Consider the following 19,451-nt stretch of genomic DNA (forward strand, 5'->3'; position numbering starts at 1 on the left):
GGCCCGTTCAGTTCAGGTCCAGGAGGAGGTCAGACGCCCGGCTCCCCCGGCCCCTGCTGCTCGCGGCGCCTGCGGGCACGCAGTTCCCTGATGGCACGCCGGCTGGCCAGCCGGTGCGTGCGGCGGATACCGGCCTCCTGGTGGCGCCGCTCGTCCTCCTCCGTCTCGGGCAGTACGGCCGGTACGGGACGGGGCCTGCCGGCGGAGTCCACGGCGGCGAAGACCAGATAGGCGGAACCGACATGGGTCGCGGGCACCGCCTCGTTCCAGCGCTCCGCCAGCACCCGCACCCCGACCTCCATCGAGGAGCGGCCCGTCCAGTTGACCTGTGCCTTGACGTGGACGAGGTCTCCGACGCGTACGGGCTCCAGGAAGACCATCTCGTCCATCGAGGCCGTCACGGCGGGCCCGCCGGAGTGCCGTCCCGCGACCGCGCCCGCGGCGTCGTCGACGAGTTTCATGATCACGCCGCCGTGCACGGTGCCGAGCAGATTGGTCTCGTTGCGCGACATGATGTGCGAGAGCGTGGTCCGGGAGGCGGCGGTGGGCTTGCCCGGGACGCCCTCCTTCCCGGCTTCCTCACCGGCGGGAACCTGGTCGGCCATGACCCCAGCCTAGAGCGTGAACCGGCTGTGACCGGCCCGTGGCCGTACCGGGGCCGAACAGGGGGCGAACAGTGCCTTTGCATCAGAACGGCTACAGCATCTGTCCGATCTCGCCCCCGGGCTGTGTTCCTCCGGGCGGGTCAAGGCAGACTGCCCCCCATGACTGACTGGCCCGGTGGATACAACGACTCACACGACAGGTACGGCAGCCCGCGAGCCCACAGAGGCGTGCCGCCGCAGTCGAGGGGCGGCTATGACCCGGGCTACGGCGGGCAGCCCGGGTACTACGACGACCCGGGCGCCGGTTACGACTCCGGATACAGCACCGGGCAGGTCTACGGCGGCGGCAACCGCGGCTACGACGACTACGAGCCGTACGACGAGCCGCGGAGGCGGCGCGGACCCCGTGCGAAGACGGTGATCATATCCCTCGTGGTCGTCCTGCTGGCCTGGGCGGTCGGTACCTACTTCTGGGCCGACTCCAAGCTGCGCCGCGAGGTAGACCTCAGCATCGTCGAGGACCGTCCGGAGACGGGCGAGGGCACCAACTACCTGATCGTCGGCTCCGACAGCCGCGAGGGCCTGTCCGCGCAGGAGAAGCAGGAGCTGCACACGGGCTCGGCGGCGGGCAAGCGGACCGACTCGATGATGATCCTGCACGTCGGCAGCGGCGGCCCGACGCTGATCTCGCTGCCGCGTGACTCGTGGGTCACGATCCCGCCGTTCACCGGGTCGAAGTCCGGCAAGCACTACGACAACACCCAGCAGACCAAGCTGAACGCCGCGTACTCGCAGGACGGTGCGCCGCTTCTCGTCCGTACGGTCGAGCACAACACCGGGCTGAAGATCGACCACTACGCGGAGATCGGCTTCGGCGGCTTCGCGCAGATCGTGGACGCGGTCGGCGGCGTCGAGATGAACATCCCGCAGGACATCAAGGACAAGAACTCCGGGGCGGACTTCAAGAAGGGCAAGCAGGTCCTCGACGGCAAGCAGGCCCTGTCCTTCGTGCGCAACCGGCACGCGGGCACCGGCGACAGCGACCTGGGACGTACGAAGAACCAGCAGAAGTTCCTCGCGGCGCTGGCCAACCAGACGGCGACGCCCGGGACGGTCCTCAACCCCTTCAGGCTGTACCCGACCATGGGTGCGGGCCTCGACACCCTCGTCGTCGACAAGGACATGAGCCTGTGGAACCTGGGCTCGATGTTCTTCGCGATGAAGGACGTCAACAGCGGCGAGGGCAAGCGGATGAACATGCCCATCTCCGGGCCCGCACCGGCCGGTTCGCTTCAGTGGGACAAGGCCAAGGTGCAGAAGCTCACGCAGCAGCTCAAGAACGACGAGACGGTCACGGTCACCTCCGACCGCTGAGGCGGCGGCGGCCAGGCGTCACGCCGACCGCCGCTCCTCATGAGCGCCGCCCCCGCACGGGCGCCGCCGGCCGCAGCCGGCCGGGCCGCCCTCAGTCACAGGCGCACAGACAGAACGGGTGCCCGGCAGGGTCCAGATAGACGCGGAAGCCCCGCTTGCCTCCGTCGTCGCCCTGGACCAGCCGGGCACCCAGTTCGATCACCTCTTTCTCCGCCGCGTCCAGGCGCTCCCTCGGCACGTCCAGATCCAGGTGCAGCTGCTGGGCGTGCTCCAGGCTCGGCCACTGCGGCGGAATGAATCCGGGCGACTCCTGGAAGGAGAGCCGCTGCCCGTCGGGGCCGGCGACGTCCACCCACTCCTTCGTGCCGCCCGGCTCCACGGTCCAGTCGAGGACGCCCGCGTAGAACTCGGCGAGGCGGCGTGTGTCGGGACAGTCGAGAACGACGGTGTTCATGCTGGCGATGGCCATTGTTACCCCTTGATGTCGTCAACCGGTAACGCTCTCAGTTACCAGATGATGGCCGTTCATCGGTAACGTTGCAAGAGTGACGGACCGATCGCCCCCGGAAGCACTCGTACTGGTGCGGGAGCTCACGAACACGCTCGACGTCGAGACGGGCGAGGACGCACTCGCCGCGCCGGGCGGCGTCGCCCGCTTCGCACGGCGTCACGGCGTCGAGGGCCTCGGCGGCGGGGAGCACAAGGCGGCCGAGGAACTCGACGGGATGCGCGAGTTGCGGGAGGCGCTGCGCGCGGCGTGCCTGGCGCACACGGGCACGGACATGGAGCCGGCCGCATCCGAGGCGCTGCGGCGACTGCTGGCGGAGGCGCCGCTCACGGTGGACGTGGACGCGGCGGGCCGTGCGGAGCTGCGTCCCGCGAAGGGGCTCTCCGGGCTTCCGCTGCTGACCGCCCGTATCGCGGTCGGCATCGCGACGGCGGAGGCGGACGGCACCTGGCAGCGTCTCAAGGCGTGCGAGGCGTGCGACTGCCTGTGGGTCTTCTACGACCGCAGCCCGGCGGGCCGGGGGCGGTGGTGCTCGATGGCGGTGTGCGGGAGCAGGGCGAAGATGCGGACGTACCGGGCGAAGCGTCGCTAGTCGGCGTTAGTCGGTGCTGGCCGGCGGTATCCGGCGCTGAACCGAAGTCGAGCCGGAGCCGAACCGGAGCCGGACCGGGCCAGGCGTCAAGTCGCTTCGCCTTTACGGCAGTTGGGGCGCCGCCGAAGCGGTTCGCCGGGGACGGCGGCAAGGGCGTGGGCGCCCGGCACCCGGCGCAGCACGCCCCGGACACGTCGCCCTACGCCGTCGGGCGCTAAAAAGCCTCGGGCGCTATGCCGTCGGGCGGCCCAGGGCGCGGAACGTCCAGTTCTCCTTGCGCCAGAGCGCCGGGTCCAGCGTGTTGCGGCCGTCCAGTACGCGGCGGACCGCCACGACCTCGCCCAGCGCCGCCGGGTCGAGCTGCTGGAATTCGCGCCACTCCGTCAGATGCAGCACCGCGTCCGCGCCCCGTACGGCTTCCAGCGCGCTCGGCGCGTACCGCAGGGTGGGGAAGACCGCGCGGGCGTTCTCCATGCCCTTCGGGTCGTAGACGGTCACCTGGGCGCCCTGTAGGTGCAGTTGACCGGCGACGTTCAGCGCGGGCGAGTCCCGTACGTCGTCGGAGTCGGGCTTGAAGGTGGCCCCGAGGACGCCGATGCGGGTGCCCAGGAGAGTCCCGCCGACGGCCTCACGGGCCAGTTCGACCATCTGCGCCCGGCGCCGCATGTTGATGGAGTCGACCTCGCGCAGGAACGTCAGCGCCTGGGACGCGCCCAACTCGCCCGCGCGGGCCATGAATGCGCGGATGTCCTTCGGCAGGCAGCCGCCGCCGAAGCCGATCCCGGCGCGCAGGAACTTCTTCCCGATGCGGTCGTCGTACCCGATGGCCTCGGCGAGCTTGACCACGTCGCCGTCGGCCGCCTCGCAGACCTCGGCCATGGCGTTGATGAAGGAGATCTTCGTGGCGAGGAAGGAGTTGGCGGAGGTCTTCACCAGCTCCGCGGTCGGGAAGTCGGTGACGACGAAGGGCGAGCCCTCCGCGAGCGGCGTCGCATAGACCTCGCGCAGCAACCGCTCGGCCTTCTCGCTCCGTACGCCTACGACGATGCGGTCCGGGTGGAGGGTGTCCTCGACGGCGAAGCCCTCGCGCAGGAACTCCGGGTTCCAGGCCAGTTCGGCGTCCTCGCCCACGGGGGCCAGCTCGGCCAGCGCGGTCGCGAGCCGCTCGGCGCTGCCCACCGGCACCGTCGACTTGCCCACGACCAGGGCGGGGCGGTGCAGATGGCGCGCGAGCGATTCGAAGGCGCTGTCGACGTAGCTCATGTCGCAGCCGTACTCGCCGTGCTTCTGCGGGGTGTTGACGCAGATGAAGTGGACGTCGCCGAACTCGCCCACCTCCTCGTAGGACGTGGTGAAGCGCAGCCGCCCGCTGGAGTCCGGGAACCCCGCGACGTGCCTGCGCAGCAGCTCCTCCAGCCCCGGCTCGTACATCGGGGTCTCGCCGCGTTCCAGCATCGCGATCTTCTCGGGCGAGATGTCCAGCCCCAGGACCTCGAAGCCGAGTTCGGCCATGGCGGCGGCATGCGTGGCGCCGAGATAGCCGGTACCGATCACTGTGATCTTGAGCGGAGCCCTGTTGGCCATGGTTGGGTTGCTCCTGTAGGACGACTTCGACGACGGTCCGCACGCTCCGGTAAAACGCTGCCCGCGCAGCATATCGGGGGCCGCCTGTCGCGAAACTCACGTATCCCGGGCCGGGCAGCGGGCCCTAGAATCGGGTTACTTAACGGTAATTAGCAATGCCCTTCGCCGTATCCGGACAGCACCGCTGATGAGGAGTGAGAAACCTTGGCGCCATCGGGAAAAAGCGCAGCCGCTGACTTCGGTCTCTACCGGCCGTCCGAAGAGCACGACATGCTCAGGGAGTCGGTGCGCGCCCTCTCCGAGGCGAAGATCGCGCCCTTCGCCGCCGAAGTGGACGAGGAGGGCCGCTTCCCCCAGGAGGCCCGGGACGCGCTGGAGGCCAACGACCTGCACGCCGTGCACGTGCCGGAGTCCTACGGCGGTGCGGGCGCCGACGCGCTCGCGACCGTCATCGTCATCGAGGAGGTCGCCCGGGTCTGCGCCTCGTCCTCGCTGATTCCCGCGGTCAACAAGCTCGGTTCGCTGCCGGTGGTGCTCTCCGGCTCGGAGGAGCTGAAGAAGCGGTATCTCACGCCGCTCGCCGCCGGCGAAGCGATGTTCTCGTACTGCCTGAGCGAGCCGGACGCCGGTTCCGACGCGGGCGGGATGAAGACCAAGGCCGTACGCGACGGCGACCACTACGTGCTCAACGGCGTGAAGCGCTGGATCACCAACGCCGGTGTCTCGGACTACTACACGGTCATGGCGGTGACCGACCCGGACAAGCGCACCAAGGGCATCTCCGCGTTCGTCGTGGAGAAGGACGACGAGGGCGTCTCCTTCGGCGCCCCGGAGAAGAAGCTCGGCATCAAGGGCTCCCCGACCAGGGAGGTCTACCTCGACAACGTGCGCATCCCCGCGGACCGCATGCTCGGCGAGGAGGGCACCGGCTTCGCCACCGCGATGAAGACCCTGGACCACACCCGCATCACCATCGCGGCACAGGCCCTCGGCATCGCGCAGGGCGCGCTCGACTACGCCAAGGGGTACGTCGCCGAGCGCAAGCAGTTCGGCAAGCCGATCGGCGACTTCCAGGGCGTGCAGTTCATGCTGGCCGACATGGCGATGAAGCTGGAGGCGGCACGTCAGCTCACTTACGCGGCGGCGGCCAAGTCCGAGCGCATCTCGCTCGGTGGCCCCGACGAGGATCTGACGTTCTTCGGCGCCGCCGCCAAGTGCTACGCGTCGGACGCGGCGATGGAGATCACGACCGACGCGGTGCAGCTTCTGGGCGGCTACGGCTACACCCGTGACTACCCGGTCGAGCGCATGATGCGCGACGCCAAGATCACGCAGATCTACGAGGGCACGAACCAGGTACAGCGGATCGTGATGGCCCGCAACCTGCCGTAGGCGCGGGGGCGTCGGGGCACGCGGGTCTTCGGGTCCGCGCGCCTGCGGATGCGCGGGTGCGGGCGTGGGCGTGTGCACGGCGGTGTACGCGCCCGCCCAAGTCCGGTCCGTTCACCGGTGGTTGCGGCCGAAGGGCGGCGGTGCCGTGCTCGACCTGGCCGCGATCCAGCTCAGCACCGTCCGCTCGACGCCGGGCAAGGTCATCAGCCCGCCGCCGTGCTTCGCGCCCGGTACGGTCATGACCGTGACGCCGTCCTCCGCCATGCCGTGCCGAAGTTCCGCGTCGCGCAGGGCAGTCGAGTGCGCGACGGGTACGAAGTCGTGGCGGGAGTGGATGAGCAGCATCGGCGGATCGTCGGCGCCCGAGGCACGCCGGGCCGCCGACATGTCCCGCCAGGCCCGGCGGCACAGCTTCGGGTCGCGCGTGCGGTCAGCCGCGTGCTCCCCGCCGCGTCCAGCCGCTCGCTGACGACGTGGCGCGGAGGGGTCGCAGCCCGCGAGCCGTGCCGCGCTGGCCCGCAGTACGGCCATGCCCGCGCGGTCGCCTCCGGGAGCCTTCGGAGTGCGCCATGCGCGGTACGGGTCGGCCACCGGGGAGAGTGCCACGACGCCGGCGAGGTGGCGCCGGCCCGGCCCGTACGTAGCGGCGGCGGTGGCGATCTGTCCGCCCGCCGAGGAGCCCAGCAGCACCAGCCTGTGCGGGTCCACGCCGAGCCGGTCGGCATGCTTCCTGATCCAGCGCAGGGCACGCAGCACGTCCGTGCGCTGGGCGGGCCAGGGGGCGTCGACGTTGCGGCGGTATTCGAGGCTGAAGACGGCGGGGCCCGTGGCCGCGATCCGCACGGCCCATCTGTTCCAGCCGGACGACCGCTGCTGGTACCAGAAGCCGCCGTGCACGATCACGACACCGGGGCGGCGCGGTCCCGGGCGGGCGGAACCCGAGCCGCTGTAGGCGATCAGGCGCTCACGAGGCAGCGGCCCGTAGGAGTACACCCGTCCCTTCACGCCCGCACGCCCTAGGCGGGGCACCCGCAAGCCAGGCCGCTGTACGCCGGGCCGCTGCGCGCCGGGCTTCCGTACGCCGGGCCGGTGTACCCCGGGCCCCTCCCCTTCGCGGCTGCCCGCTCCGGCACGATCCGCGCCCGGATCGTAGGCCCCCGGTCCCCGCGGCCCCGGGCGCTCGGCGGCGCCCCGTACGACCGGTGAGGTGCAGAAGACCAGCGCCAGGCACGTGACCAGCAGGAGGGGGAGGCTGCGCACGTTCCCAGCGTCGGCGCCACGGTGGGGCGCCGCAACAGCACTTCCATGACCGTGCGTCACAGGTCATACGTACGGAGGCCCCGGCTCCGCGTCGCACGGTGCGGAACCGGGGCCTCCGGCGCGAGGGCCGTACTGCCTCGCAGCAGAGCCTCGCTGCGCTGGGTCCGTACTACTTCACGGAGCCCAGCAACGGGTTGACCTTCCTGCGGGCCGCCAGGAAGGCGAAGCCCGCGAGCGCCGCGATCACGCCCTGCACCGCGAAGCCCGTGGTGCTGCTCGCGGCGTCGCCGATGACGAGCTGGACGATCGCGAAGACGCAGTCACCCGCGGTGACGGCCAGGAACCAGACGCCCATGAGCTGGCTGGCGTACTTGGCGGGCGCCAGCTTCGTGGTCACCGAAAGACCGACCGGCGAGAGGCACAGCTCCGCGACGGTCTGAAGCAGATACACGGTGATCAGCCACAGCGGGGTGACCTTGGCGCCGCCGTCGGCGGAGGCGATGGCCAGCATCATCACGCCGAAGGAGACGCCGATGCCGATGAGGCCGAAGGAGAACTTCGTGGTGGTGGCCGGGTTGCGGCTGCCGAGCTTGACCCAGAGGGCGGCCAGCACGGGGGCGATGATCATCACCCAGAGCGGGTTGACCGACTGGAACCAGCTCGTGGGGAACTCGATCCCGAACAGGTCGGTCGCGGTGCTCTTCTCGGCGAAGAGGCTCAGCGTCGAGCCGGACTGGTCGAAGATCATCCAGAAGATCGCGGCGGCCACGAAGAACCAGATGTAGCCGCTGAGCTTCTTCCGCTCGTCCTCCGTGACTTCGCGGTCGCGGCGCATCCGTACGAAGTAGTACGTCGGCAGCACGAGACCGGCGATGCTCAGCGGCCACAGAACCCAGTCGATGGTGAAGAGGTCGGCGAGCACGACCGCCGCGTAGAAGACGCCCGCGACGACGGCGGCGATCACGGTGTTGCGGATCGCCTTGCTGCGGTCCTCGTCGTCCATCGGCTGCGGCACGACGCTGGACTCGGGGGCGAGGTGGCGGGTGCCGACCAGGAACTGGATGAGGCCCAGGGCCATGCCGACGGCGGCCAGGCCGAAGCCCAGGTGCCAGCTCACCTTCTGGCCCGCCCAGCCGATGAGGAGCGGGGCGGCGAAGGCGCCTATGTTGATGCCCATGTAGAAGACGGTGAATCCGCCGTCCCTGCGCGGGTCGTTGGGGCCCGCGTAGAGCTGGCCGACCATCGTGGAGATGTTGGCCTTCAGCAGGCCGGAGCCGACGCCGATGAAGACCAGCCCGGCGAAGAAGAGGGCGTCCACGCCCACGGCCAGCAGCGCGTGACCGATCATGATGACGAACGCCGAGATCGCGACCGTCTTGCGGGGGCCCCAGACGCGGTCGCCGAGCCAGCCGCCCGGCATCGCCATCAGGTAGACGGTGGCGTTGTAGACGGAGTAGAGCGCCACGGCGGTCGCCGAGGCCATGCCCATGCCGCCCTCGGTGACGGCGGCCGTCAGATAGAGGACGAGCAGGGCGCGCATCCCGTAGAAGCTGAAGCGCTCCCACATCTCGGTCATGAAGAGGGTGGCGAGACCGCGGGGGTGACCGAAGAAGGTCTTGCCGTCGGCCGCAGGCGGATGCTGCGACGCGTCCTTGGACGCTGCTGTGGAGGCCATGTGGGGGGTTCCTCGCTGTGTGAGAAGGGGGCCGGTGCCGGACGCCGACGGGGTGCTGCCGGCCTACGGCGAGCCCCGCGTGCTTCTCACACGGCAGGGCCCGGCGCTGGGGACATGTGGCTGTGGTGCCGCTTCCGCCGCACGGTCCCCGAGGCCGGGAAGCGGCGGGTGGGCCCTTGCGGGCGGACGTTCCTGAGAAGTCCGGGCATCACGGGGCCGGCTCATGCGCGTGCTCGCCCGCCCCCCTTGGCGGAAAGTCCGCCGCCGGACCGGCCGGCCACGGCACTGGGCTCGCATGGCCGACGACACAGGATCACCGCCGTACTGGTCTCCGCCCCGCCGGGCGCCGCCCCTGGGTGATCACGCCGGAAGCCAGCTCACCATACGTCAGATGGGTGCCCGTAACGGAAGGGTTTGGGAGCAGGATCACAGGTACAAGCAGTAAATTCCCAGTCAATCCGAAGGTAACGAGTTCGCATCGCCGAGGATCCGGGCGGGTTGACGGGGACCGGCCTTGCCCTCGGCCACGAGGACTACCATCGGCGCATGACCCGTGTACTGCTCGCCGAGGATGACGCCGCGATCTCGGAACCCCTCGCCCGCGCGCTGCGCCGGGAGGGATACGAGGTCGAGGTGCGCGAGGACGGCCCCGGGGCGCTCGACGCCGGCCTCAAGGAGGGCATCGATCTGGTCGTGCTCGACCTCGGGCTGCCCGGCATGGACGGCCTGGAGGTCTGCCGCCGGCTGCGCAACGAGGGGCACGCCTTCCCCGTGCTGGTCCTCACGGCGCGCGCCGACGAGGTGGACACCGTCGTCGGCCTGGACGCGGGTGCCGACGACTACGTCACCAAGCCCTTCCGGCTGGCCGAACTGCTGGCCCGTGTGCGTGCGCTGCTGCGGCGCGGCGCCGCGGCGGAGCCGACGCCGCCGCCCGCCACCCACGGCGTGCGCATCGACGTCGACTCCCACAGGGTGTGGATGGGCGAGGAGGAACTCCAGCTCACGGCCAAGGAGTTCGACCTGCTGCGGGTGCTGGTGCGGGACGCCGGGCGCGTCGTCACCCGCGACCAGCTCATGCGCGAGGTCTGGGACACCACGTGGTGGTCGTCGACGAAGACCCTGGACATGCACATCTCATGGCTCCGTAAGAAGCTCGGCGACGACGCCGCCAATCCGCGCTACATCGCCACCGTGCGGGGCGTCGGATTCCGCTTCGAGAAGAGCTGAGTACGACCGGCGTGGAGGGCTGCACGTGCGGCGCAGGCTGATTCTCTCGACGCTCGCCGTCGTGCTCGTCGTGGTCGCCGTGTTCGGGATCTCGCTGGTCCTCGTCGAGTCGCGCTCCATCGAGAACAGCGCCCGTGACGGCGTGAAGTCGGAGGCCGTGCAGCTCGTCTCCGTGGTGGAGAGCCGCATAGTCGCAGGCGAACAGGTCTCCCCCGCGACCATGGGCAACGCCGTCCCGCACAACCGGCACGTACGCATCGAGGTCCCCGGCAAGAAGACCATCACGCTGGGCGAGCGCCCCGAGGGCAAGGTCATAGAGGCGTCGCAGTCGGGAGCGCACGGGGAGCGCATCACCGTGCGGCAGGGATACAGCTCGGTGCAGGACGAACTGGGCCGCACGCTGCTGATCATCCTCGCCGTGGCGCTGCTGGCCGTCGCCGCCGCGGCCATCCTCGCCGTACGGCAGGCGCACCGCGTCGCGGCGCCGCTCACGGACCTCGCGGAGACCGCGGAACGCCTCGGCTCGGGCGACCCGCGCCCCCGGCACCGGCGCTACGGCGTGCCCGAACTGGACCGCGTGGCCGACGTGCTGGACGGCAGCGCCGACCGTATCGGCCGGATGCTGACCGCCGAGCGGCGCCTGGCCGCGGACGCCTCGCACCAGTTGCGTACGCCCCTCACCGCGCTGTCGATGCGGCTGGAGGAGATCATCGCCACCGCCGACACCGACGATCCGGAGGACCGTGCGACCGTCAAGGAGGAGGCGACGATCGCGCTTGCGCAGGTGGAGCGGCTCACGGACGTCGTGCAGCGGCTGCTGACCAACTCCCGTGATCCGCGCTCCGCTTCGGCCGTCGGCTTCGACCTCGACGAGGTGCTCAAGCAGCAGATGGAGGAGTGGAAGCCGGCGTATCGCAGCGCGGGGCGGGCGATCGTACGTTCCGGGAAGCCTGGCCTGAAGGCCGTGGGCACGCCGGGCGCGGTCGCCGGCGTACTGGCGACGCTGATCGAGAACTCCCTGATGCACGGCGCGGGACGGGTCGCGCTGCGTACCCGCGTCACCGGCAACCAGGTCGTGGTCGAGGTGACGGACGAGGGCCCCGGCGTCGACTCCGCGCTGGGCTCACGCGTCTTCGAACGGACCGTGAGCGGCCACAACTCCACCGGTCTCGGACTCGCCGTCGCCCGCGATCTCGCGGAGGCCGACGGCGGCCGGCTGGAGCTACTTCAGCATCACCCGCCGGTCTTCGCTCTCTTCCTCAGCCGGGAGACCGTTCCTGGAACGGGAGCGGGCGAGAACGCGGCCTGAGCCGGATACGAAGACCCAAGTGCGGTACGTCCAGAAGCGGAAGACGGTGCCGATGCCGAGGCCGACGACGTTCTTGGCGATGTTGTCGGCGAGCGGCGAGGTGTAGCCCATCCCGTAGTGGGAGACGGCGAGCACGGCGTTCTCGATGACGAGCGCGATGCCGCTGAAGAAGAAGAACCGCACGGTCTCGCGGTGCATGCGGCGCTTGTCGGTGTGCCGGTACGTCCAGTAGCGGTTGCCGAGGTAGTTGGTGACGATCGCGACGAGCTGGGAGATCACACCGGAGCGGATGGGCGCCAACTGGAGCGTGTGGATGCACAGGTTGAAGACGGCCACGTTGACCAGGAAGCCCACCGCGCCGACCGCTCCGAACTTCGCGACCTCGCGGACGAGACGTTCGAGCCGGCTGCGCAGACCTCTCAGCGTGCGCGCTGCGCTCCAGTCACCCATAGTGCCGCTGCCCCGTTCCGGTCGCCGTCGTCCGTCCCCCGCGCCACATGCTAACCAGCGCCGCTCCGCTGTCGCAGTGCAGCCGAGCCGGGCCCGTGGCGGGCGGGCCACCGGCGGCGCGTCGGCACGAAGGACACGAAGGTACGCCTCAGGGGGCCGCCGGGGCGGTCCTGCCGCGCACCGTGAGCCTCGATGCCGGTCGCTGCCCGCCGGTCACCCGCCGCGCACAGGGGTAGACGCCGTACGGATACGCTGAGGTTGTGACGTTCCCCGTAGTCGGCATGGTCGGTGGCGGCCAGCTAGCCCGCATGACTCACGAAGCGGGCATTCCGCTAGGCATCAGATTCAGGCTTCTCTCCGGCGCACCGCAGGACTCGGCGGCGCTGGTGGCGCACGACGTGGTGGTCGGCGACCACCGCGATCTGGGCACCCTGCGCGAATTCGCGCGGGGCTGCGACGTGATCACCTTCGATCACGAGCATGTGCCCACCGAGCATCTTCGGGCGCTGGAGGCGGACGGCGTCGCCGTACGGCCGGGCCCCGACGCGCTCGTGCACGCACAGGACAAGGGCGTGATGCGGGCGCGGCTCGACGGCATCGGGGTGCCCTGCCCGCGGCACCGCGTCGTGCGGGACCCCGCGGACACGGCGGCCTTCGCACAGGAGATCTCAAGCCCTGGCGGCGACGGTCCGGACGGCGGCACAGGCAGCGGAACCAGCGTCGCGGGCAGTGGCGAAGGCAGCGGCACCGCGGCCCAAGTCCCCGCGGACGGCGCCTTCCCCGTGCCCGTGGTGCTGAAGACCGTGCGCGGCGGCTACGACGGCAAGGGCGTCTGGGTCGTACGCAGCCGCGACGAGGCGGCGGAGCCCTTCAAGGCGGGGGTGCCCGTACTGGCCGAGGAGAAGGTCGACTTCGCACGCGAGCTCGCGGCCTGTGTGGTGCGCTCGCCGCACGGGCAGGCCGTCGCCTATCCCGTCGTCGAGTCCGTGCAGGTGGGCGGCGTCTGCGACACGGTGATCGCGCCCGCACCCGGCCTTCCCGGCGAAGAAGCCGTACGGGCACAGGAGTTGGCGCTGCGGATCGCCGACGAGCTCGGCGTCGTGGGGCACATGGCGGTGGAGCTGTTCGAGACGCACGACGGGCGCGTGCTGGTGAACGAGCTGGCGATGCGCCCGCACAACTCCGGCCACTGGACCCAGGACGGGGCGGTCACCTCGCAGTTCGCCAACCATCTGCGTGCCGTGCTGGACCTGCCGCTGGGCGATCCGCGCCCACGCGCCCGCTGGACCGTGATGGCGAACGTACTGGGCGGCGACTACCCGGACATGTACTCGGCGTACCGCCACTGCATGGCACGCGACCCGCGGTTGAAGATCCACATGTACGGCAAGGACGTGAAGCCCGGCCGTAAGGTCGGCCACGTCAACACCTACGGCGACGACTTGGACGACGTGCGCGAACGCGCCGCACACGCCGCCGGATACCTGCGAGGAACGATCACCGAATGACGAATGGAACCCCGCTCGTCGGCCTCGTCATGGGCTCCGACTCCGACTGGCCGGTCATGGAGGAAGCCGCGAAGGCGCTGGACGAGTTCGAGGTGGCGTACGAGGCCGACGTCGTCTCCGCGCACCGCATGCCGCGGGAGATGGTGGCCTATGGCGAGGAGGCCGCCGAGCGCGGACTGCGCGTCATCATCGCGGGCGCGGGCGGCGCCGCCCATCTGCCGGGCATGCTCGCGTCGGTGACGCCGCTGCCGGTCATCGGCGTGCCGGTGCCGCTGAAGTACCTCGACGGCATGGACTCGCTGCTGTCCATCGTGCAGATGCCCGCGGGCGTGCCCGTCGCCACGGTCTCGGTGGGCGGCGCCCGCAACGCCGGCCTGCTGGCCGTACGGATGCTCGCGGCGCAGGACCCCGAACTCCAGGAGCGCATGCGCAAGTTCCAGCAGGAGCTGAACGAGGAGGCCACCGAGAAGGGCCGTCGGCTGCGCAGCAAGGTCGAAGCGGGCAGGACCGGCTTCGGCTTCGGGGGAGCTGATGACGGCGGACTCCGCGGAGAGCCTGCTGGAGCGTGCGCGCGGACTCCTCGCCGAGCACCCCGTGCTGGACGGCCACAACGACCTGCCGTGGGCACTGCGTACACAGGTCTCCTACGACATCTCGCGGCGCGACGTCTCCCGCGACCAGTCGGCCCATCTGCACACCGACATTCCGCGGCTGCGGGCGGGCGGCGTGGGCGGGCAGTTCTGGTCGGTGTACGTGAGCTGTGAGCTGGCGGGGGACGCCGCGGTCAGCGCGTGCCTCGAACAGATCGACGTCGTACGGCAGTTGGCAGCCGCATACCCGGCCGATCTGCGGCTGGCCCTGACCGCGGGCGACATCGAGGCGGCGCGCTCCGAGGGCCGCATCGCCTCGCTGATGGGCGCCGAGGGCGGGCACTCGATCGCCAACTCCCTTGCCACGCTGCGTGCTCTGCACGAGCTGGGCGTGCGCTATATGACGCTCACGCACAACGACAACACCGACTGGGCGGACTCCGCGACCGACGAGCCGAGCCACGGCGGCCTCACCCGCTTCGGCGAGGAGGTCGTACGGGAGATGAACCGGTCCGGGATGCTCGTCGACCTCTCCCATGTCGCCGCCTCCACGATGCGGGACGCGCTGCGCGTGAGCGAGGCGCCCGTGATCTTCTCGCACTCCTCGTCACGCGCTGTCTGCGACCACCCGCGCAACATCCCCGACGACGTGCTGGAGGCGCTGCCGCGCAACGGCGGCGTGGCGATGGCCACCTTCGTTCCGAAGTTCGTGCTGCCGGAGGCCGTCGCTTGGACGAAGGCGGCCGACGACAACATGCGGGCGCACGGCCTCGATCCGCTGGACACGGGCGAGGAGGGGATGCGCGTGCTCCGCGCCTTCGAGGAGGAGCATCCGCGTCCGATCGCGGACGCGGGCACCGTCGCGGACCATCTGGACCATATGCGCGAGGTCGCGGGCATCGACCATCTCGGCATCGGAGGCGACTTCGACGGCACGGCGTTCCTGCCGGCGCAGTTGGAGGACGTCTCCGGCTATCCGAACCTCGTGGCCGAACTGCTGCGCCGCCGCTGGTCGGTTGAGGATCTGGCGAAGCTGACGTGGCGGAACGCGGTGCGTGTGCTGGGGGACGCGCAAGCGGTCTCGCGTGAACTACGCGGTCGGCGCGCGCCGTCGGTCGCGACGATCGGCGCGCTGGACGGCTAGGGCGCCTCTCGTCGCGAAGGCGCGCGGGGAGGGGCGTAGGGACGGATCGGCCGGGAGGCAGGGCGTCGGCCGTCAGCGCTCGGCCGCCGGTGAAGGCTCGGCGGCCGGTCAACGCTCAGCCGGGCGCGGCCAGTTCGGCCCAGACCGTCTTGCCCATGCCCTCGGGGTTGCGTACGACGCCCCAGTCCAGGCAGAGCCGCTGGACGATGAACATGCCGTGCCCGCCGGGGCGTCCGGCACGGTGGGGCGTACGCGGCGCGGGCGAGCCGCTCCCCTGGTCGACGATCTCCAGGCGCAGCACCTCGGAGCCGCTGCCTACGCGCAACTCCTCGGGCCCGTCCGCGTGCAGGCAGGCGTTCGTCACCAACTCCGAGACGACCAGCAGCACGTCCTCGGCGGCGGCACGCTGATCACCGGTGGCGGCAGGCAGCCAGCCCCAGTCCTGTAGCGCCTGGCGTACGAAGTCGCGGGCGCGGGGCACGGCACCGGCGACGCCGACCAGGCGCAGTCTGCGCACCTGCCGCATCGGCCGCCCCTCCCCGGCCTCTTCACTCGCCGACTTCCCGGGCTGCCGGGCCGTCGCAGGACCGGCCTCGTGCTCCGGGCCCGACGGTGCGGCGGGCGAAGCGGCAGCGGACGACGAGGGGCGGGAGGCGGCGGGGCCGGAGGATGAGGGACCGGACGAGGAGGGTGCGCTCCTGCCCGCGGGGCCGCCCTGACCGGCACGCCCCGAGTCGTCGGTCTGATCGGTGTGAGCCGTCCTGCCCTGCGCCCCGGAGTGCTCCGGTCCGCCCGGGGTGCCCGAGGCGGCAGTGCCCGATGCCGCGGAGGCCGACGAGGCGGCGGACGCGGCAGAGGTGGACGCAGCAGAGGTGGACGCAGCAGAGGCCGAGGCCGCGGACGACGCTCCCGGCCCACCCGTCATGGCTCCGCCCCCGGCGCTCCCGGCCCCGGAGGCGGCTGCCGCCGTCGCGGGGCCCTCGGGCTCCGGACCGCAGTCGCCCGCCGGAGACGGCCGGGTGGTGCTCATCAGCGGTTCACCTCACCGATCACCGATAGTGCCTCTCGTCGCCGCACGCCGTAGCAGCGGGCAGCTCGGGAGTGTTCTGACTCTCCATGTGGCTGACTCAGAGAATCTCCTGCCCTACGGGTCCGTGAGAACACCCACTGAATCGGACCTACTGATGTGACACGTGTAACTCGTGCGTTGCGTCTCGTACACACAAGCCGTAATCCGCATCACGCCTCCGCCACATCGGCGAGCGCCGCGTCGAGGTCGTCGTGGAGGGTGAACACGGCGCCCGCGCCCGTGATCTCGAAGACCCGGGCGACGACGGGCAGCATGCCCGCCAGATGGACGCCTCCTCCGGCGGCCTCGGCCTTGAGCCGCGCCCCGAGCAGGACGTTGAGCCCCGTTGAGTCGCAGAACTCCAGCCCCGCGCAGTCCACCACCAGGCGGCTGCCGCCGGCCGCGATCGCCTGCTCCAGCGCGTCGCTGAGCAGATCCGCGGTGTGGTGGTCCAGCTCACCCTCGGGCGTCACGACGGCACTGCCCCCCTGGTGCCGTACGTCGACCGTCAGCCGACCCCGGCTCGTGCTGCCGGGCATCCCGCGGTCCATGCACACCCCTCTTGATCGCAAAAGCGCCGTCTTCTTCTGCCCCCGTGAAACGACTCGAACCCTACGCCTTCACCGGCACTACCGGTAGACGAACAACCCACACATTGGCGCAAATTCGGACATTTAGCACTTGCCATGCCCGTACGCGAGCGGGTAGGCGTATAGGAATACAGAAACACGTCGGCATTGGAGGCGCCGCACCCTCGTAGTGCACGGCACGGCTTCGGCAGCCATATGCCGAGATGACGGAGGACACCACCATGTCACCCAGGCTCGATCAGGGGATACCGGACGCCCCCACCGACCCGGTCGTTCCGGAGCAGCTCGGCAGCGAGCAACTCATACCGGAACAACTCGGCGCGGAGCAGCCCGGCCTGGTCCAGGTGCCGGAACCCACGAGCCAGGAAACGGTCGAGGAGATCTTCGACCAGCTCCAGCTCCCGGAGATCCCACCGTACGACGAGGTGGGCCCTGTCGACGCGCGGGCCATGTCGAAGACCCTCTTCAAGCGGCTGGAGAAGCTGGAGGAGGGCACCCACGAGTTCGCCTACGTGCGCAACACGCTCGTCGAACTCAACCTGGCGCTGGTGAAGTTCGCCGCCTCCCGCTTCCGCTCCCGCAGCGAGCCGATGGAGGACATCGTCCAGGTCGGAACCATCGGCCTGATCAAGGCGATCGACCGCTTCGAGCTTGAACGTGGTGTGGAATTCCCGACGTTCGCGATGCCGACGATCGTCGGCGAGATCAAGCGCTTCTTCCGTGACACCTCCTGGTCGGTACGGGTTCCGCGCCGTCTTCAGGAGCTGCGCCTGGACCTGGCGAAGGCCGGCGACGAACTCGCCCAGAACCTCGACCGCGCACCGACGATGGAGGAACTGGCCGAGCGGCTCGACATCTCCGTCGAGGAGGTCGTCGAGGGCATGGCGGCGAGCAACGCCTACACCGCCAGTTCCCTCGACGCCCAGCCCGAGGAGGACGACACCGAGGGCGCGCTCGCGGACCGCATCGGCTACGAGGACAACGGGCTGGAGGGCATCGAGTACGTCGAGTCCCTCAAGCCGCTGATCGCCGAACTCCCCGCCCGCGACCGTACGATCCTGTCGCTGCGCTTCGTCGCCAACATGACGCAGAGCGAGATCGGCGAGGAACTCGGCATCTCCCAGATGCATGTCTCGCGGCTGCTGTCACGGACGCTGAACAGACTGCGCAAGGGTCTGATGATCGAGGAGTGAGGCGAGCCGCGTCACGCGGCGCCGCATCCAGGACTCCGCCTCGCAACTCCGACTCGTAAGCGGGCCACCCCGGTCGACACCGGGACGGCCCGCTTCGTAGTGCGGCCCGCATCGCCGTGCTGGGTGCTCACACCGCGAGCGGCGTCCCCCGGTGCCAGACGCGGGCGGTGAGCGGAACCCCCGGCCGGTAGGCCAGATGGACATGCGACGGGGCGTCAAGCAACGTCAGATCGGCGAGCGCCCCGGGGGTGAGGCGTCCTACGTCGGTGCGGCGCAGCGCGCGGGCGCCGCCCGCGGTGGCGGACCAGACGGCCTCGTCCGGCGTCATGCCCATCTCCCGTACGGCGACGGCCACGCAGAAGGCCATCGACGAGGTGAACGACGAGCCGGGGTTGCAGTCGGTGGAGAGTGCGACGGTGGCGCCCGCGTCCAGCAGGCGGCGGGCGTCCGGATAGACGGCCCTGGTGGAGAACTCGCAGCCGGGGAGCAGCGTGGCGACGGTGTCGTCCGCGGCGGCGAGTGCGTCGACGTCCGCGTCGCTGAGGTGTGTGCAGTGGTCGGCGGAGGCAGCACCGAGTTCGACGGCCAACTGGACGCCGGGGCCGTGCGAGAGCTGGTTGGCGTGGATGCGGGGCGTGAGGCCCTTCGCCTTGCCGGCGGTGAGGACGGCACGCGCCTGGTCGCCGTCGAACGCGCCCTTCTCGCAGAAGACGTCGATCCAACGGGCGTACGGGGCGCAGGCGTCCAGCATGGGCCCGGTGACGAGTGCCACGTAGCCGTCGGGGTCGTCGGCGTACTCGGGGGCCACGACGTGGGCGCCCATGTAGGTGACCTCGTCGGTGTGCTCGGCGGCGACGCGCAGCGCGCGGGACTCCTGCTCCGGGGAGAGGCCGTAACCGGACTTGGTCTCCATGGTCGTTGTGCCCTGGCGGCAGGCCTCGTCGAGGAAGTGCCGCAGATTGCGGGCGAGTTCGTCGTCGGTCGACTCGCGGGTCGCGGCGACGGTCGTACGGATGCCGCCCGCGGTGTAAGGGCGCCCGGACATGCGGGCGTTGAACTCGGCGGTGCGGTCACCGCCGAAGAGCAGATGCGAGTGGGAGTCGACGTAGCCGGGGAGCGCGGCCCGGCCCCCGGCGTCGTAACGGGCGTCGGCGGCGGGGGCGTCGGCGGCGGGGCCCACCCAGGCGATGTGTTCGCCGTCGAGCACGACGGCGGCGTTCTCGACGAGGCCGAGTGGGCTTCCGTCGCCGAGGGCGGGGTCGTTGGTCACCAGGGTGCGGATGTCAGTGACGACGGTGCTGGTCATGTGGGGCTTCCTCGCTCCTCGTCGGTATGGAGGGATCGGCGGCGCGGGCGTCCAGCGGCTCGGTGTCGGGTGTGC

General features: G+C 70.6%; 16 protein-coding genes and 2 pseudogenes. 9 read left to right on the top strand and 9 right to left on the bottom strand.

Going from position 1 to position 19,451, the window contains the following annotated elements; all coding sequences use genetic code 11:
* Nucleotides 1–29: 29 nt before the first annotated feature.
* On the bottom strand, nucleotides 30–605 hold the full coding sequence (locus tag MMA15_RS09530) for an acyl-CoA thioesterase (protein WP_241058681.1): 576 nt from the start codon (nucleotides 603–605) through the stop codon (nucleotides 30–32).
* Nucleotides 606–764: 159 nt separating this feature from the next.
* Between MMA15_RS09530 and MMA15_RS09535 the strand changes: the two genes are divergently transcribed.
* On the top strand, nucleotides 765–1,979 hold the full coding sequence (locus MMA15_RS09535) for an LCP family protein (protein ID WP_241058682.1): 1,215 nt from the start codon (nucleotides 765–767) through the stop codon (nucleotides 1,977–1,979).
* Nucleotides 1,980–2,070: 91 nt separating this feature from the next.
* Here the strand turns inward: MMA15_RS09535 and MMA15_RS09540 are convergent, their stop codons facing one another.
* Nucleotides 2,071–2,448 carry a VOC family protein gene (locus MMA15_RS09540; protein ID WP_241058683.1) on the bottom strand — a complete coding sequence of 126 codons (378 nt, stop codon included), beginning with the start codon at nucleotides 2,446–2,448 and terminating at the stop codon, nucleotides 2,071–2,073.
* Nucleotides 2,449–2,524: 76 nt separating this feature from the next.
* On the opposite strand from MMA15_RS09540, the gene MMA15_RS09545 reads away from it, so the two are divergent.
* Complete coding sequence (locus tag MMA15_RS09545) at nucleotides 2,525–3,079, top strand: CGNR zinc finger domain-containing protein (protein ID WP_241058684.1); 555 nt, start codon at nucleotides 2,525–2,527, stop codon at nucleotides 3,077–3,079.
* A gap of 231 nt (nucleotides 3,080–3,310) precedes the next feature.
* Here MMA15_RS09545 and MMA15_RS09550 read toward each other — a convergent pair whose 3' ends face one another.
* Entirely contained in the window at nucleotides 3,311–4,663 is a 1,353-nt protein-coding gene (locus MMA15_RS09550; protein WP_241058685.1) for a UDP-glucose dehydrogenase family protein, read from the bottom strand.
* Nucleotides 4,664–4,867: 204 nt separating this feature from the next.
* Here MMA15_RS09550 and MMA15_RS09555 point away from each other — a divergent pair, with 204 nt between their 5' ends.
* Nucleotides 4,868–6,055: an acyl-CoA dehydrogenase gene (locus tag MMA15_RS09555; protein ID WP_277400123.1), complete on the top strand. Its 1,188-nt coding sequence runs from the start codon at nucleotides 4,868–4,870 to the stop codon at nucleotides 6,053–6,055.
* A 111-nt stretch (nucleotides 6,056–6,166) separates the two neighbouring features.
* Here the strand turns inward: MMA15_RS09555 and MMA15_RS09560 are convergent, their stop codons facing one another.
* Entirely contained in the window at nucleotides 6,167–7,315 is a 1,149-nt protein-coding gene (locus tag MMA15_RS09560; protein ID WP_241058687.1) for an alpha/beta hydrolase, read from the bottom strand.
* 169 nt (nucleotides 7,316–7,484) lie between these two features.
* Nucleotides 7,485–8,990, bottom strand: a complete 1,506-nt coding sequence (locus MMA15_RS09565) for a peptide MFS transporter (protein ID WP_241058688.1) — start codon at nucleotides 8,988–8,990, stop codon at nucleotides 7,485–7,487.
* Between the two features lie 546 nt (nucleotides 8,991–9,536).
* Between MMA15_RS09565 and MMA15_RS09570 the strand changes: the two genes are divergently transcribed.
* Together MMA15_RS09570 and MMA15_RS09575 are read left to right on the top strand one after the other, a co-directional pair.
* Nucleotides 9,537–10,217 carry a response regulator transcription factor gene (locus MMA15_RS09570; protein ID WP_241058689.1) on the top strand — a complete coding sequence of 227 codons (681 nt, stop codon included), beginning with the start codon at nucleotides 9,537–9,539 and terminating at the stop codon, nucleotides 10,215–10,217.
* Nucleotides 10,218–10,242: 25 nt separating this feature from the next.
* Nucleotides 10,243–11,526 carry a sensor histidine kinase gene (locus tag MMA15_RS09575; protein ID WP_241058690.1) on the top strand — a complete coding sequence of 428 codons (1,284 nt, stop codon included), beginning with the start codon at nucleotides 10,243–10,245 and terminating at the stop codon, nucleotides 11,524–11,526.
* Here the strand turns inward: MMA15_RS09575 and MMA15_RS09580 are convergent.
* Nucleotides 11,440–11,976 (bottom strand): GtrA family protein, encoded by a 537-nt coding sequence (locus MMA15_RS09580; protein WP_241058691.1) that lies wholly within the window; start codon nucleotides 11,974–11,976, stop codon nucleotides 11,440–11,442. The two genes, MMA15_RS09575 and MMA15_RS09580, sit on opposite strands and share 87 nt — an antisense overlap.
* 281 nt (nucleotides 11,977–12,257) lie before the next feature.
* Between MMA15_RS09580 and MMA15_RS09585 the strand changes: the two genes are divergently transcribed.
* From MMA15_RS09585 to MMA15_RS09595, 3 genes and pseudogenes are all read left to right on the top strand, one after another.
* Nucleotides 12,258–13,484, top strand: coding sequence for a 5-(carboxyamino)imidazole ribonucleotide synthase (locus MMA15_RS09585; protein WP_241063109.1), 1,227 nt, complete (start codon nucleotides 12,258–12,260; stop codon nucleotides 13,482–13,484).
* Nucleotides 13,481–14,008, top strand: a pseudogene (gene purE / locus MMA15_RS09590) (5-(carboxyamino)imidazole ribonucleotide mutase); the annotation flags it as partial. The gene MMA15_RS09585 and the pseudogene purE, both read left to right, overlap by 4 nt.
* 7 nt (nucleotides 14,009–14,015) lie before the next feature.
* Nucleotides 14,016–15,218 (top strand): dipeptidase, encoded by a 1,203-nt coding sequence (locus tag MMA15_RS09595; protein ID WP_241058692.1) that lies wholly within the window; start codon nucleotides 14,016–14,018, stop codon nucleotides 15,216–15,218.
* A 115-nt stretch (nucleotides 15,219–15,333) separates the two neighbouring features.
* Here the strand turns inward: MMA15_RS09595 and MMA15_RS09600 are convergent.
* A pseudogene (locus MMA15_RS09600) lies at nucleotides 15,334–15,831 on the bottom strand (ATP-binding protein); the annotation flags it as partial.
* Nucleotides 15,832–16,457: 626 nt separating this feature from the next.
* Complete coding sequence (locus tag MMA15_RS09605; protein WP_241058693.1) at nucleotides 16,458–16,838, bottom strand: STAS domain-containing protein; 381 nt, start codon at nucleotides 16,836–16,838, stop codon at nucleotides 16,458–16,460.
* A gap of 260 nt (nucleotides 16,839–17,098) precedes the next feature.
* Between MMA15_RS09605 and MMA15_RS09610 the strand changes: the two genes are divergently transcribed.
* On the top strand, nucleotides 17,099–18,070 hold the full coding sequence (locus MMA15_RS09610; RefSeq protein WP_241058694.1) for an RNA polymerase sigma factor SigF: 972 nt from the start codon (nucleotides 17,099–17,101) through the stop codon (nucleotides 18,068–18,070).
* A 127-nt stretch (nucleotides 18,071–18,197) separates the two neighbouring features.
* Here the strand turns inward: MMA15_RS09610 and hutI are convergent, their stop codons facing one another.
* Nucleotides 18,198–19,376, bottom strand: coding sequence for an imidazolonepropionase (hutI, locus tag MMA15_RS09615; RefSeq protein ID WP_241058695.1), 1,179 nt, complete (start codon nucleotides 19,374–19,376; stop codon nucleotides 18,198–18,200).
* Nucleotides 19,377–19,451 lie beyond the last annotated feature (75 nt).

This window comes from Streptomyces marispadix (genome assembly GCF_022524345.1).
GTDB classification, from domain to species: Bacteria; Actinomycetota; Actinomycetes; order Streptomycetales; family Streptomycetaceae; genus Streptomyces; species Streptomyces marispadix.

Excerpts from the sequence above, each read along its gene's own strand:
- MMA15_RS09585 (WP_241063109.1), top strand. The coding sequence starts at position 12,258 with ATGGTCGGTGGCGGCCAGCTAGCCCGCATGACTCACGAAGCGGGCATT.
- MMA15_RS09580 (WP_241058691.1), bottom strand. The coding sequence starts at position 11,976 with ATGGGTGACTGGAGCGCAGCGCGCACGCTGAGAGGTCTGCGCAGCCGG.
- hutI (WP_241058695.1), bottom strand. The coding sequence starts at position 19,376 with ATGACCAGCACCGTCGTCACTGACATCCGCACCCTGGTGACCAACGAC.
- MMA15_RS09540 (WP_241058683.1), bottom strand. The coding sequence starts at position 2,448 with ATGGCCATCGCCAGCATGAACACCGTCGTTCTCGACTGTCCCGACACA.
- MMA15_RS09610 (WP_241058694.1), top strand. The coding sequence starts at position 17,099 with ATGTCACCCAGGCTCGATCAGGGGATACCGGACGCCCCCACCGACCCG.
- MMA15_RS09550 (WP_241058685.1), bottom strand. The coding sequence starts at position 4,663 with ATGGCCAACAGGGCTCCGCTCAAGATCACAGTGATCGGTACCGGCTAT.
- MMA15_RS09570 (WP_241058689.1), top strand. The coding sequence starts at position 9,537 with ATGACCCGTGTACTGCTCGCCGAGGATGACGCCGCGATCTCGGAACCC.
- MMA15_RS09530 (WP_241058681.1), bottom strand. The coding sequence starts at position 605 with ATGGCCGACCAGGTTCCCGCCGGTGAGGAAGCCGGGAAGGAGGGCGTC.
- MMA15_RS09565 (WP_241058688.1), bottom strand. The coding sequence starts at position 8,990 with ATGGCCTCCACAGCAGCGTCCAAGGACGCGTCGCAGCATCCGCCTGCG.
- MMA15_RS09595 (WP_241058692.1), top strand. The coding sequence starts at position 14,016 with ATGACGGCGGACTCCGCGGAGAGCCTGCTGGAGCGTGCGCGCGGACTC.
- MMA15_RS09535 (WP_241058682.1), top strand. The coding sequence starts at position 765 with ATGACTGACTGGCCCGGTGGATACAACGACTCACACGACAGGTACGGC.
- MMA15_RS09605 (WP_241058693.1), bottom strand. The coding sequence starts at position 16,838 with ATGGACCGCGGGATGCCCGGCAGCACGAGCCGGGGTCGGCTGACGGTC.